The organism is Lutibacter oricola (genome assembly GCF_900106565.1).
GTDB classification, from domain to species: domain Bacteria; phylum Bacteroidota; class Bacteroidia; order Flavobacteriales; family Flavobacteriaceae; genus Lutibacter; species Lutibacter oricola.
Map to the genome: position 1 here is coordinate 1 of NZ_FNNJ01000002.1, position 16,216 is coordinate 16,216.

A 16,216-nucleotide genomic window follows, 5' to 3' on the forward strand; every position below is an offset into this window, starting at 1 on the left:
TTCTTTATTGAACCAAAACCAATGGAGCCAATGAAGCACCAATACGATTTTGATTCAGCTACAGCCATAGGATTCTTAAAAGAATATGGTTTAGAGAAAGATTTCAAAATGAATATTGAAGTAAACCACGCAACTTTAGCACAACACACATTCCAACACGAATTAGAAGTTGCTGCAAAAGCAGGAATGTTAGGAAGTTTAGATGCCAACCGTGGAGATTACCAAAACGGATGGGATACAGATCAATTCCCTAACAATATTCAAGAAACTACAGAAGCTATGTTAGTTTTCTTAAAAGCAGGAGGATTACAAGGAGGAGGAATTAATTTTGATGCAAAAATCAGAAGAAATTCAACAGATTTAGAAGATGTATTTTTAGCACACATTGGTGGAGCAGATACTTTTGCAAGAGCATTGCTAATTGCTGATAAAATTATCACTTCATCTCCATATGAAAAATTAAGAACAGACCGTTACGCTTCATTTGATGCAGGAAAAGGTAAAGCTTTCGAAGAAGGTAAATTATCTATGGAAGACTTGTACAAAATAGCTCAAGAGAATGGAGAATTAGCTCCAACTAGTGGAAAACAAGAGTTATTCGAAAATATTATTAACCAATATATCTAAAATATAAATTAAACCAATATTGCTGATTTTTTCAGCAATATTGGTTTTGATAAATAAACTTATTAGAATGAAATTTTTTATAGATACTGCTAATTTAGAGCAGATAAAAGAAGCACAAGCTTTAGGAATTTTAGATGGAGTTACTACAAACCCATCATTAATGGCTAAAGAGGGAATAACTGGAGCAGAAAATATTTTACAACATTACCGTGATATTTGTGATGCAGTTGATGGTGATGTTTCGGCAGAAGTTATTGCTACAGATTATGAAGGAATGATTAAACAAGGTGAAGAATTAGCGGCTTTAAATCCTCAAATTGTTGTTAAATTACCAATGATTGCAGCAGGAGTTAAGGCGTGTAAATATTTTTCTGATAAAGGAATTAAAACAAATGTAACATTAGTTTTTTCAGCTGGGCAAGCTTTATTGGCAGCTAAAGCAGGAGCAACTTATGTTTCACCGTTTTTAGGTCGTTTAGATGATATTTCTACAGATGGTTTACACCTAATTTCTGAAATAAGAACTATTTACGATAATTATGGTTTTGAAACTCAAATATTAGCAGCATCAGTTCGTCATACAATGCACGTAATTGATTGTGCAAAATTAGGAAGTGATGTAATGACAGGGCCTTTAAGTTCAATAACAGGATTATTAAAACATCCATTAACAGATAGTGGTTTAGCGCAGTTTTTAGCTGATTACGCAAAAGGAAATTAACAATGGAAATTAAAGAATTAGAAAATATAGTTTTTCAAACTCGAAGAGATATTTTGAGAATGGTACACAAAGTAAATTCTGGTCATCCAGGAGGTTCTTTAGGATGTACAGAGTTTTTGGTTGCCTTGTATAACGAAGTAATGGAATTAAAAGAAGGTGATTTTGATATGGATGGTACAAATGAAGATTTGTTTTTTCTTTCAAATGGTCATATTTCACCTGTTTTTTATAGTGTTTTAGCGCATAGAGGTTATTTTTCAAAAGAAGAATTAGGAACTTTTAGATTGTTAAATTCACGTTTACAAGGGCACCCAACTACACACGAAGGTTTACCAGGGGTTAGAATGGCTTCAGGTTCTTTAGGTCAAGGTTTGTCTGTTGCTTTGGGTGCTGCACAAGCTAAAAAGCTAAACGGAGATAATAATTTAGTGTATACTTTACACGGAGATGGAGAATTGCAAGAAGGTCAGAATTGGGAAGCAATTATGTATGCGGCTGGTAAAAATGTAGACAACCTAATTGCTACTATTGATTTTAACGGACAACAAATAGACGGACCAACTTCAGAAGTTCTTCCTTTAGGAGATTTAGAAGCAAAATTTAAGGCTTTTGGTTGGGATGTGTTACATATTAAAGAAGGAAATAATATGGAAGCTGTTGTAAATGGTTTAAATGAAGCAAAAGCAAGAACAGGAAAAGGAAAACCAGTTTGTGTGTTAATGCATACAATTATGGGTAATGGTGTAGATTTTATGATGCATACACACGCTTGGCACGGAAAAGCACCAAACGACGAGCAATTAGCAAACGGATTAGCCCAAAACCCTGAAACTTTAGGAGATTATTAAATAAATATTGTCATTCCTGCGTAGGCAGGAATCTATAATGAAGGATATTTTTTTAAATAAAAACAATTTATAAGATTAGATAATTCCTTCAACAAACAAGATATAATAGAACAATGAAAAAATATACATATACAGAAAGTAAAGATACTCGAAGTGGATTTGGAGCAGGTTTAGCAGAATTAGGTAGAACAAACCCAAATGTTGTTGCATTGTGTGCCGATTTAATAGGTTCATTAAAAATGGAGAAATTTATTGAAGAAAACCCAAATAGATTTTTTCAAATTGGTATTGCTGAAGCAAATATGATTGGTATAGCTGCAGGTATGACAGTTGGTGGAAAAATTCCATTTACTGGTACTTTTGCTAATTTTTCTACAGGTAGAGTTTACGATCAAATTCGTCAATCTGTTGCTTATTCTGATAAAAATGTAAAAATATGTGCATCTCACGCTGGTTTAACTTTGGGTGAAGATGGAGCAACACATCAAATATTAGAAGATATAGGGTTAATGAAAATGTTACCAGGAATGACAGTAATTAACACGTGTGATTACAATCAAACTGAAGCAGCAACTATTGCTATTGCAGAACACGAAGGTCCAGTTTATTTACGTTTTGGTCGTCCTGTTATGCCAATATTTATGCCTAAATATACCGATGTAAATAACGAAAATAAGTTTGAAATAGGTAAGGCAATTCAAATGACAGAAGGTACTGATGTAACTATTGTAGCTACAGGGCATTTAGTTTGGGAAGCATTACAAGCTTCAGAAAAATTAGAAGAAATGGGAATTTCTGCTGAAGTAATAAATATTCATACAATTAAACCTTTAGATGATGCAGCTATTTTAAAATCTGTTGCAAAAACAGGTTGTGTTGTAACTGCAGAAGAGCACAATGTACTTGGAGGTTTAGGAGAAAGTGTTGCTAGAGTTTTAGCTGAAAACAATCCAACTCCACAAGAATTTATTGGTACAAATGATACTTTTGGAGAAAGTGGAACACCTGCTCAACTTATGGAAAAGTATGGTTTAAATGCTGAATCAATTGTTAAAGCTTCAAAAAAAGTAATAGCAAGAAAATAGATAGTTTTTTAAAAATTGTTTTTTAATAACCCTTGAACTTTAATTAGTATCAAGGGTTATTTTCTATATACTAGTTGTTATTACTATTGGTTTTGTTTAAATAAATAATAATGCAACAATTGTTTCATCAAATGTTTGATAAGTTATAGTGTAAAATAGTACTATTAAATATTTTTACTTGGTAAAACAACATTTAAAAATGAGCAAAAAAGTATTATTTCAATTTATAGCAATTCTATTAGTTACTTCAATTTATTCGCAACAATCAAAAGTTGTTATAGATGGCGAATTAAAAAAATGGCATAAAGTAACATTGAGTTTTACCGGTGAACAATTATCGGAAAATGATGCTGAAAATCCGTTTTTAAATTATCGTTTAAATGTTACTTTCAATAATGGAGATAAAACATTCTTAGTTCCTGGTTTTTTTGCTGCGGATGGAAATGCGTCAGAAACAAGTGCTGTTGAAGGTAACGTTTGGAAAGTAAGGTTTAGACCAAATAAAATAGGTAAGTGGACGTATAAAGTTTCATTTAAAAAAGGGAAACAAATAGCTGTTGATAATAATTCTAATGAGGGAGAATCTGTTTTGTTTGATGGTTTTGAAGGAAGTTTTAGTATTGAAGATACTGATAAAACAGGTGCAGATTTTAGAGCAAAAGGACGTTTAAATTATATTGGAAAAAGATATCTTCAGTTTGAAGATTCAAAAGAGTACTTTTTAAAAGGTGGAGCAGATAGCCCAGAAAACTTCTTGGGTTATGTAGATTTTGATCAAACACCAGCTTCACATAAATATTTAGCTCATTATAAAGATTGGAAACAAGGCGATCCAACTTGGCAGAATGGAAAAGGGAAGAATATGATTGGAGCTTTAAATTATTTGGCTTCAAAAGGAATGAATTCTGTATATTTTTTAACAATGAATGTGCAAGGAGATGGAAAAGATGTTTGGCCTTGGATTGATATTAATGAGCGTTACCGTTTTGATTGTAGCAAGCTAGACCAGTGGGAAATTGTATTTGATCATATGGAAAAGTTGGGTTTAATGATGCACATTGTTACGCAAGAAACCGAAAACGAATTGTTGTTAGATATTGGAGAGTTAGGTGTTCAGCGTAAATTATATTATAGAGAATTAATCGCACGTTTTTCACATCATTTAGCTATTACTTGGAATTTAGGAGAAGAAAATGGCGCAGTTCATTGGTCTCCTAAAGGTCAAAGTAATAAAGATAGAGAAGCAATGGCGGAATACTTGAAAAAGAACGATCCTTATAAAAATTATGTGGCGTTACACACACATTCAATAATTAAAGAGCAAAATTTATATTTAGAGCCTTTGCTTGGTTTTGAGTTTTTAGATGGGCCTTCAATGCAAACACACGAACCAAATGAAATTCACGAAATTACTAAAAGATGGATTTCAGATTCTCAAAAAACTGGTAGAAATTGGGTTGTTTGTCAAGATGAAATTGGACCTGCAGATACTGGAGCAAAACCAGATGCTGACGATCCAGAGCATAACAGCATTAGAGCAAAAGTATTGTGGGGAAATTTAATGGCTGGAGGAGCAGGAGTTGAGTGGTATTTTGGTTACAAATATGCGCATAACGATTTGAATTGTGAAGATTGGCGATCTAGAGATAAATTATGGGAGCAAACAAAAATAGCGTTAGATTTTTTCCAAAACTATCTTCCTTTTTCTGAAATGAAATCAGCAGATGATTTAACTAGTAATCCAAACGATTATGTTTTTGCTCAAAATGGAAAAGTTTACACGGTTTATATGCCAGAGGCTCAAGAAACAAAAATTAATTTATTTGGAACTAATAATAGTTTTAATATAAAATGGTATAACCCCAAGAAAGGTGGAAAACTAATAAAAGGTACCGTTAAATCCGTTAAGGGAGGTGATATGGTTTCTATTGGTTTTCCGCCAATTATGGAAGGAGATTGGGTTGCTTTAATTACAGCTAAAGGTGAAACTTCATTAAAAGAACAATTAAAAACTGTTAAGCCATTTATTGAAAAAGATGGATTTTTAAAGGTTGAAGCAGAAGCATTTCATTATAAAACCAATAACGGTACAAAGCGTAATTGGATACTAAAAACAGTGAAAAATGTTGATGGAAATTCAGTAGTGATTAATTCAGCAAGTGAAAAATCTTATATTGAAGCTTATCCAGATACTAGAATTACGCACGATGATCCTTTAATTATTGGTGAAAACTTTTTTCCAATTGCAGGTGTTGGTGGTATTGTTTCATTCAAGGTGAAAATTGAAAATCCGGGTAAATATTACGTTTGGACAAAAGCTTTTTCAACTGGAACAGAGGATAATGGACTGCACGTTGGAATTGATGAGCAATGGCCGGAAAGCGGACAGCGAATTCAATTATGCGATGGAAAAAATAAATGGACGTGGTCTTCGGCTCAAAGAGTAGAAGAAAATCATTGTGGTGTGCCGCAAACAATTTATTTAGAATTTAAAGAAGCTGGAACCTATATAATTTCATTTTCTATGCGTGAAGATGGCTTTAAATTTGACCAATGGATTCTAACAAAAAACCGTAACTTTATTCCACAATAAATAAACTAATTATTTATATTTTGAAAAGAAAACTATACTATTTATTAAGTCTTTTATGCTTTATGTTCTCTAGCTTGTATGCACAAGAAACAGTGGAGGACCTTAATTTTGTAAACATAAAAGATGGTGTTTCAAACATTGCTATTTCAACAATTATTCAAGATCAGTATGGCTTTATTTGGATGGGAACCAATGGTGTTGGGTTAAATAGGTTTGATGGTATTGATTATAGTGTTTATAAGCACGTTGTAAACGATTCAACATCAATAAGTAGTAGTCTTGTTTTTTGTTCGTATATAGATTCAAAAAAGAGGCTTTGGATTGGAACTGAAGATGGTTTAAACTTGTATGATAGAGATTTAGATCAGTTTAAACAAGTTCAATTTTTAACTACAAGTACAAATAATAGTTCAAGTGTTTCTGTAGGAAGTATAATTGAAGATGTTGCTGGAGATTTGTTAATAGGAACTTATGAACAAGGTTTATATAAGCTGTCAACAGAAGCTTTAAAACCTTCTAAAATACCTTTTTTAGTTAAAAACGAAGATGTACAGTTTATAAATGTTAATAGCTTACAAAAAGCTAGTAATGGTAAAATTTATGCAGGTACAAGTTTAGGTTTAAAAGAATACGATAGTACTACAGGTACTTTAAAATCTACCATATTTAATGGTAAAAACGGATTTGAAACCGTTAATGATGCTATAGAAACTTTATTAATTGATGAACAACAAAATTATTGGATTGGTACCTTAACTAATGGTGTTTTTAAAATTGAATTTGATAAGGAGTCTAGTGAGGAATTATATAAAATTAATCACTTTCCAATTTCTGAAAAAAGAATTTTATCAATGCTTCAAGTTTCTGAAGATTCATTTTTGTTTGGAACAGAAAATGATGGGCTTTTTCATTTAAATGCTAAAGGAAAATTAATTCATAATTACTTATATAGTAAAACTGATAAAAACAGTATTCAATCTAATTCTATTTGGTCGTTATTTTTAGATAGTAATAATAGAATTTGGGTTGGTTATTATAATAGTGGAGCTGCTAAACACGATAAATTATATGATAAATTTAATAATATAGAGAGTTTAGCTACCAACTTAAATTCATTAGAAGTAGGTTCTGTTACTGGTATTGCTAAAGATAAATTAGGTAACTTTTGGATTAGTATGGATGGTGGAGGAATAGATATTTTAAATCCTAAAACCAATGTATTTACCAAAGTAAATTCAAAAAAAAGAAATTACATTTCGGGTTTAAATATTGATGATATTCAAACAGTTTTTATAGATAGTAAGCAAAACGTTTGGGCAGGAAGTTGGCGAAACGGATTGTATGTTTTAAAAAATGGTACACGAAATTTTAAAAACTATAATTTAGATAATACAGAAGTATTTAATTCTAACATTATATTAAGTTTTGCAGAAGACTCTAAAGGAATTATATGGATTTCTACTTTTTATGGAGGTTTATTGTCTTACAATCCTTCAACAAATAAATTTCAAAATTATACTTCTGAAAACTTTAGTAAATATAACATTCAAAACAGCGCTATTAGAAAAGTTTTAGTTGATTTAGATGATAATATTTGGCTAGGTACAACACAAGGATTGTACAAAGTATCTCAGTTAGGAGATAATAAATTTTCTGTTGAAGATATTTCAGATAAAATAGTTGTTGAGCAAGTAACTGGAATTAGCGCAAATCATATCCTTTCATTATATCAAAGTAAAGATGGGATTTTATGGATTGGTACAAGAGGAGCAGGATTATGTAAGTATAATATTAATAAAAATAAAGCTGTTTGGTATAATAAATCTAACAATTTAAACGAAGAGAATGTATCGGGTATTATAGAAAGTTTAAATGGAAATATTTGGGTTAGTGGTAATTATGGAATTTCAAAACTAGATGTAAATACAAACATTATTACTAATTATAATTCAGATGACGGGTTATTATCTAACGATTTTAATTTTAATGCCGTTTATAGAGATAAAACTGGTGAAATTTACTTCGGAAATTATAAGGGAATAGATTATTTTAATCCTAACAATATACCTGTAAATACAAATGAACCTTCTATGTATTTAACAGATTTTAAGCTGTTTAATAAACCAGTTGATTTAAATTCTGAAGATTCTCCACTAAAAAAAGTAATATCAGAAACTGAGCAAATAACATTAACACATAATCAATCGGTTTTTACAATTGATTACGTTGGAATAAACTATACACGACCTGAAAAAAATCAATATGCGTATTATTTAGATGGTTTTGAAACGGATTGGAATTATGTAGGAAATAGTAAAAGTGCAACCTACACAAACTTGCCTTATGGAGATTATATTTTTAATGTAAAATCGGCAAATAATGATGGTGTTTGGAATAAAGAACCTTTAACACTTGCCATTACAGTATTACCACCTTGGTGGAGGACTGTTTGGGCGTTTTTCTTATATTTTGTATTGTTTTTGTTAGCACTTTATTGGTACAGTAAAAGAATTCAAAAAAGAATTAAAGAGAAACAATTAATTAGTAATGAGCGTGAAAAAAGATTACAAGAAGAGGAATTGCATGAGAAAAAATTACGCTTTTTCACCAATATTTCTCACGAGTTTAGAACACCACTTACGTTAATTATGAATCCTATTGAGGATATTATTCAAACTAAAAGTTTAAGCTTACCAACAGAGGTTAAAGAAAAACATCAAATAATTCATAAAAATGCCGACAGACTTTCTAAATTAATTAATGAATTAATGGATTTTAGAAAACTCGAGTTAAATAAAGCAAGAGTAAAGGCAAGTAAAATTGAGTTAATTTCATTTGTAAATGAGTTAGCTAGTTATTTTAATGAAGAAGCTTTAAACCGCGAAATATATTTAAATATTGAAGCTAATGTTGAAACTTTAAATGTATGGGCTGATCCTGGAATGTTAGAGAAAATTATTTTCAACATTTTATCAAATGCATTTAAAGTAACAAATGAAGGCGGAACAATAACTATTTGTATTTCAGCTAAAAACAAATCCGAAATATTACCTTTAGTTAATGAAAATGAGCCAATTAAAGCTTTTGAAATTAGTGTAAAAGATACTGGTCCAGGTTTAGAAAAAGAACAAGTAGATAAAATATTTGAACGTTTTTACCAAGTAAATAGTTTAAACCAAACGTATTATGGCGGTACAGGAATTGGATTAGAAGTTTGTAGAAGTTTTGTTGAATTACATAAAGGTAAAATAGAAGTAGAAAGTACAGTTAATGTTGGTACCATTTTTAGAGTACTTTTACCAATAGGTAAAAAACATTTTGATGAAGCCGAAATTGCGTCAACAGGCAATTTATTTAAAGGAAAAAAGAAAAATAATTTTGTTCATATAGAATCTATTCAGGAAACAGAAAACATTAGTACAGAATCTAAAGTTGATGAATTACAAACATTATTAATTGTTGAAGACAATGTAGAGTTAATTAATTACTTAAAGAAAGAGCTAAGTAGCGATTATAAAATTTTAACTGCTAATAACGGGAAAAAAGGATTAGAGTTAACGCACAAAGCATTACCAAATATTATTATTACAGATGTAATTATGCCAGAAATGAATGGATTTGATTTATGCTCAAATATTAAAAATGATATTAGAGTAAGTCATATTCCAATTTTAATGCTAACTACAAAAACAATGACAGATGATTGGGTTGAAGGTATTGAATCTGGTGCCGATGCTTATATGAGTAAACCATTTAATTTGAGAATTTTAAAGTCTCAATTAAAACAATTAACAAAAAACAGAAAGTTACTGTTTAATAAGTATTTTAGTGCAATTAGTGAAAATTCATCTAATGAAAATACCACTTCTTTAGATAAAGAATTCATACAAAAAGTATTGAATTATATTAATGATAATTTAAGTGATCCAGAATTAAGTGTAGAGTTATTAGCCTCAGAACTTAGTTTAAGTAGAAGTCAGTTTTATAGAAAAATTAAAACACTTACAGGTCAAACTGCTAATGGATTTTTACGTAAAATTAGATTGCAAAGAGCTAAAATTATGATTGAAAAAGGAAACACAAATATAAGTGATGTTTGTTATAGATCTGGATTTTCATCACCTTCATATTTTACAAAATGTTTTAAAAAGCATTTTAATATTCTTCCAACGGAGGTTAAATTAAATGATGATGGTGAACTAAAAATTTAAAACCAAATCAAAATTATTAATAAGGCTAAACTTGATTTTTAAAAGCATAAAAATCAAGTTTAGCCTTACTTTTTTATAAGCAAAACATATTATTATTTGTTGGTAAGTTTTTAGAAATAGAATGCAGTTTTATACTGTAAATTTTACAAAATAAACTATGTTTAGGTGAAATAATTAGAGTTGTTTATCAATAAGATTCTAACAATTAATTTAAAAATTGTATTACTAAAAATGATGCGTTAATACGCTCTATATGTTATGTTTACTAGTAATCTTATTGAATATGCTACAAATGTTCTATCATTCGCTTGTTTAGTTATAGAAAAAAATAAGGTTTAAATCTACTTTTGAGTATGAATGATTAAGGTATGAAGTGAGTTAAAAATTGAGGATTGAAAAATTAATCATTTTAAATGAATAAAATTATAAAGAAACTAAAGAATGAAATTAACGAATGTACTTCTTAAAATAAAAAAGGAACTATTAATAGTTATAGTTCTTTTAGTATCTATTTCTTGTGGAAAAAGTAAGACTTACCAATTCAAATTTCAAAATCCTACACTTTCAACAGAGGAAAGAGTTTCAGATTTAGTTTCGCAAATGACACTTAAAGAGAAAGTTTCTCAAATGAGATATGATGCTCCTGCTATTGAGCGTTTAGGTTTGCCAGAATACAATTGGTGGAACGAATGTTTACACGGAGTTGCAAGAGCAGGTGAAGCAACAGTATTTCCACAAGCTATTGGAATGGGAGCTACATTTAATGAAGATTTAATGTTTAATGTTGGAACTGCAATTTCTGATGAAGCTAGAGCAAAATACCACCATTTTTCAAATAATAATAAAAGAGGTATATATCAGGGTTTAACTTTTTGGACACCTAACATAAACATTTTTAGAGATCCAAGATGGGGAAGAGGTCAGGAAACTTATGGTGAAGATCCATATTTAACAAGTAGAATGGGAGTGAATTTTATAAAAGCGCTCCAAGGAGATGATCCTAACTATTTAAAAGTAGTTGCTACTGCAAAACATTTTGCAGTACATAGTGGTCCTGAAAAATCTAGACACGAAGATAACTACTTAACTTCAGATAAAGATTTAAGAGAAACCTATTTACCAGCATTTGAATCTGCTATTAAAGAAGCAAAAGTACATTCTATAATGTGTGCTTATAATAGATATAATGATGAGGCTTGCTGTGGAAGTAATTTATTGCTTCAAAATATATTACGTAACGAGTGGAATTTTGAAGGGTATGTAGTTTCAGACTGTTGGGCTATTAACGATTTTTGGGAACCAGGAAAACACGAATTGGTAAAAACACCTTCTGAAGCAGCTGCTTTAGCAGTTGATAGAGGTACAGATTTAAACTGCGGAAGTGTTTTTGATCCAAATTTAACCGAAGCTGTTTTAAAAGAAATGATTGATGAAGAAAAAATTGATATTGCTTTAAGCCGATTAATGACAGCTCGTTTTAAATTAGGAATGTTTGATGAAGATGAGAATGTTGAATATTCTAAAATACCATATAGTGTAGTTGCAAGCAAAAAACATTACGCTTTATCTGAAAAAGCGGCTAGAGAATCTATGATTTTATTAAAGAACGAAAACGATTTATTACCTCTAAATAAAAATATTACATCTTTAGCATTAATTGGTCCAAATACAAATTTTGAACAAGTTTTATTGGGTAATTATCACGGTACACCAAATAATTATTACACACCGCTAAAAGCAATTCAAGAAAAATTACCAAACGCTACAATATATTACGAGCAAGGTTGTGAAATTGCAGAAGGTTGGCCATTATTAAGCCCAATTCCTTCTAATTCATTAAAAAATGGAGGATTAAAAGGCTTAAAAGGTGAATATTTTACAAATAAAGAATTTAAAGGTGAAGCTGAATTAATTAGAAATGATACTGATGTTGATTTTAGTTGGTTAAACAAAAAACCACTAGATAATAGTGTGTCTGATGAGTTTTCAGTAAGATGGACAGGAGAATTAATTCCTAAGGAAAATGGAAATTATAGAGTGGCATTTAAAGCAAGAAGTGGCGTAAAAATGTATGTAAATGATTCGCTTAGGTTTGAGTTTTCGAACGATCACGAAGCTAAAACTGGTTATTTTGAAGAGCAACTAATTGCAGGAGAATCTTATAAATTAAAAATAGAATATTCAAACTATCATACCGATCCACAAGCACATTTATTATGGGCTAAACTGGATAAAGATTTATTAAAACCAGCCATTGAAGTTGCTAAAAAAGCTGAAGCTGTAATTCTTTTCTTAGGGTTAACTCCAGAAATTGAAGGAGAAGAAATGTCAGTTGTTTTAGAAGGTTTTGATAAAGGTGATAGATCAGATATTAAATTACCAGCATCACAAGTAAAATTAATGAAAGAAATTCAAGCGCTTGGAAAACCAACCATTTTAGTGTTAATGAATGGTAGTGCTATTGCTGTGAATTGGGCAGATAAAAATATTCCTGCAATATTAGAAGCTTGGTATCCAGGTGAATTTGGTGGAAAAGCAATTGCAGATGTTTTATTTGGTGATTACAACCCATCAGGAAGGTTACCGGTTACTTTTTATAAGTCAGTAAACGATTTACCAGATTTTAAATCGTATGCTATGAAAAATAGAACATATAGATATTTTAAAAATGCACCATTGTATCCTTTTGGCCACGGATTGAGTTATACAAATTTTACGTATTCAAATGTAATCGTTCCAGAAAGTGTTACTATTCATAAAAACATTCCAGTTTCTGTTGAAGTTACAAATTCAGGAGATTTAGATGGAGATGAAGTTGTGCAGCTGTATGTAACATTAGATAAAAAATATAAAAATACACCAATTAGAAGTTTAATTGGTTTTAAAAGAGTTCATCTAAAAAAAGGAGAAACAAAAACTGTTAGTTTTTTAGTTGAACCAAAACAATATGCTGCTATAAATGAATACGGAGAGCAAGATATAACTTCAGGTTCTATAAAATTAAGTGTAGGCGGTAAACAACCAAATGTAGAAGGGTTTACAGGAGCAAAATCAACACAAGTAATTACAAAAGTTTTAACCATAAATTAATTATTATAAATGAATTTTTTAACCAAATAATATGAATATGACAAAGTTTAAATTTGCAATTATTGCATTAATAATGGTTTGTACACATACAATAAGTGCACAAACAACCAGAGTTTCAGGTTTGGTAACTGATAACTCAGGACAGCCTCTTCCGGGTGTTACAATTCTTGTACAAGGAACAACAAAGGGAGCATCAACAGATTTTGATGGAAATTACGCCTTAGAAAATTTATCATCTCAAGATGTTTTAGTTTTTAGTTATGTAGGTATGGTCTCACAATCTATTTTAGTTGGAGATAAAACAAAAGTAGATGTAGTGTTGTTAGCTTCTGCAGAATCTTTAGATGAAGTAGTAATTGTTGGTTATGGAAAGCAAAGTAGAGCAGAAGTAACTGGAGCAATTTCAACAGTAGATTCTGAAAAAATGGGAGCATTACCTGTTACCAATGCAGAGTCTGCCTTACAAGGTAGAGCAGCAGGTGTAACTATTGCTAATAGTGGTGTTCCAGGATCTTCACCTTCAGTATTAATTAGAGGTTTAGGTTCAGTAGGTAGTAATTCTCCTTTATATGTTATTGATGGTGTTATTGTTGGTAATTTATCAGGAATTAGTCCTAATGATATTGAATCAGTATCTGTACTTAAGGATGCTTCTACAACTGCTGTTTACGGCGCTCAAGGATCAAATGGGGTTGTAGTAGTAACAACAAAAAAAGGTAAAAACGGAAAAGGAAAACTTAGTTTCAATACGTATACTGGTTTCCAAACAGTTTCTGAAAGATATGATGTTTTAAATACCATTGATTATTTAAAATATGCTGCAGAATTAGGAGCTTTTCCAAATAGACCATTGTCAACTTTCCAAACAGATACAGATTGGCAAGATAAAATTTTTAGAACAGGAATGATTCAAGATTATAACCTTAGTTATTCTGGTGGTAATGATAATTCTACACATTTATTCTCTGCAGAATATTTAAAGCAAGAAGGTACTTTAATTAATACAGGTTTTGAGCGTTATTCTTTTAGAGCTAACAGTTCTGCTAAATTTGGAAAATTAAAAATAGGCGAATCAATGTCAATTTCTTTTGGTAAACAAAACCCAGAATTAAATTCTGGAGGAAGAACTGTAATTGAACATGCCATTAAAGCTGCACCTTATTTAAATGTTTATAATGCAAGTAACTTAGGTGGTTTCCAAGGACCTTCATCTTCTGCAGACGGACAAGATGCTGAGAACCCAGTTAGAGTTCAAACTCTTGGCGATGCTGTAAATAAAACATTAGGTATTATTGGAAATATTTATGCTGAATATGAAATTATTGAAGGTTTAAACTTTAAATCTCAAGTAGGTTTAGATTATTACACCTATAACAATAGTAATTTTACACCTTCATTTAGCGATGATAGTGTTGAAGGAAGTAGTACACATGCGCAAGACTATGCATTTATTCAAAGATATAGTGGATATGGTCAAACAATAATTTTTGATAATAGTTTAACATACAATAAAACGCTAAATGACGTTCATAATTTTGAAGTGTTAGCGCTTATTGAAAAATATGAAGGAAAAAACAATAGCCAAAGTGCTACAAGTAGAAATGCTGTAACTGATGAGGTTGATCAACTTTCTAATGAAGATTCTAGTTTAAGTTCTGGTTCTTCAGAAATAAACAAATTAGGATATTTAGGACGTATTAACTATAATTATGATGGTAAGTATATTGCTTCAGTTTCATACCGAAGAGATGCTTCATCAAGATTTGGTTCAAATAAACGTTGGTCTAATTTTTATTCAGCTTCTGCAGGATGGAATATTGCTAAAGAAAAGTTTATGGAAGATTTAGATTTTTCAAACTTAAAATTAAGAGCTAGTTATGGTACTGTAGGTAGTGATGCTATTGGAGATTATTTATATGCACCATCGTTAACTTCTGGTTTTGAGTACCCTATTGGAGGTGCAGTTGCATTTGGTGTTACAGCTAATGGTGGAGCAAACCAAGATTTACAATGGGAAACTAAAGAAATTATAAATGTTGGTTTAGATGTAGGTTTATTTAATGAAAAATTTACAGCTTCATTTGAATACTACCAAAATACAAGTGATGATTTATTAATTTACATTCCATCAGTACTATCAAGTGGTATTCACGCAGGAAGTTTACCTGTTAATGCAGGTTCTGTAGAAACTAAAGGTTTTGAATTTGTATTTGGATATAACGATTATGAAGGTGACTTTACTTGGTCTGCAAACTTAAATTTAGGAACCTCTAAAAATGAGGTATTGAATTTAGGTGGACGTGACGATATTACAGGATCTGGATTTAAAGGTGGTGGTAACATTACACGTACAGTTGTTGGTGAATCATTATTCCATTTTTACGGATTAGAAAGTGATGGTATTTACCAAACTCAAGAAGAAGTAGATGCAGTATTTTGGGCAAATACTGGTCAAAAAATTGTTCAACCTGGAGATATTCGCTTTAAAGATTTAAACAATGATGGAACTATTAATTCTGATGATAGAACTATTATTGGAAATCCATTCCCAGAATTAACTTACGGTTTAAATTTAGACGCTCAATATAAAAATTTCGATTTAAGTGTTTTTGTAACGGGAGTTTACGGAAATGAAATTTTTAACACTAATACATACGATTTAGTTGGTGGAGCAAACAGATTATTTAATATTAGTTCAGAATACAACAATAACAGATGGTCTACATCAAACCCAACAGGTACTGAACCTAGAATTTTAGGAGCGCCTCAAAATAATGGAGTTTCTGATCGTTTTGTTGAAGATGGTTCTTACACAAGATTAAAAAATATTTCTTTAGGATATACTGTTCCAAGTGAATTGATTGAAAATTATTTCTCTAAGCTACGCGTATATGTTAGTGGTCAAAATTTAGTAACTATTAGTGATTATTCTGGTTTAGATCCAGAAATAGGTGGTGGAGAATTTGGAGTTGATAGAGGTACATACCCTCAACCTAAATCAGTTTTAGTTGGTGTTCAAGTTTCATTTTAATACATAATAA

The 16,216-nt window shown here is 30.6% G+C and carries 7 protein-coding genes and 1 pseudogene; all 8 read left to right on the forward strand.

What is annotated here, in order from left to right; all coding sequences use genetic code 11:
• A pseudogene (locus BLU40_RS04745) lies at positions 1 to 627 on the forward strand (xylose isomerase); the annotation flags it as partial.
• A gap of 67 nt (positions 628 to 694) precedes the next feature.
• Complete coding sequence (gene fsa / locus BLU40_RS04750; protein ID WP_090120408.1) at positions 695 to 1,348, forward strand: fructose-6-phosphate aldolase; 654 nt, start codon at positions 695 to 697, stop codon at positions 1,346 to 1,348.
• Between the two features lie 2 nt (positions 1,349 to 1,350).
• Positions 1,351 to 2,196, forward strand: coding sequence for a transketolase (locus BLU40_RS04755; RefSeq protein ID WP_090120411.1), 846 nt, complete (start codon positions 1,351 to 1,353; stop codon positions 2,194 to 2,196).
• Positions 2,197 to 2,309: 113 nt separating this feature from the next.
• Positions 2,310 to 3,281, forward strand: coding sequence for a transketolase family protein (locus BLU40_RS04760; RefSeq protein WP_090120413.1), 972 nt, complete (start codon positions 2,310 to 2,312; stop codon positions 3,279 to 3,281).
• Positions 3,282 to 3,480: 199 nt separating this feature from the next.
• Entirely contained in the window at positions 3,481 to 5,874 is a 2,394-nt protein-coding gene (locus BLU40_RS04765; RefSeq protein ID WP_217633385.1) for a DUF5060 domain-containing protein, read from the forward strand.
• Positions 5,875 to 5,894: 20 nt separating this feature from the next.
• Positions 5,895 to 10,085 (forward strand): hybrid sensor histidine kinase/response regulator transcription factor, encoded by a 4,191-nt coding sequence (locus BLU40_RS04770; protein WP_245729899.1) that lies wholly within the window; start codon positions 5,895 to 5,897, stop codon positions 10,083 to 10,085.
• 441 nt (positions 10,086 to 10,526) lie between these two features.
• Entirely contained in the window at positions 10,527 to 13,175 is a 2,649-nt protein-coding gene (locus tag BLU40_RS04775; RefSeq protein WP_090120422.1) for a glycoside hydrolase family 3 protein, read from the forward strand.
• Between the two features lie 37 nt (positions 13,176 to 13,212).
• On the forward strand, positions 13,213 to 16,206 hold the full coding sequence (locus BLU40_RS04780; RefSeq protein WP_090120426.1) for a SusC/RagA family TonB-linked outer membrane protein: 2,994 nt from the start codon (positions 13,213 to 13,215) through the stop codon (positions 16,204 to 16,206).
• The last annotated feature ends 10 nt before the right edge of the window (positions 16,207 to 16,216 follow it).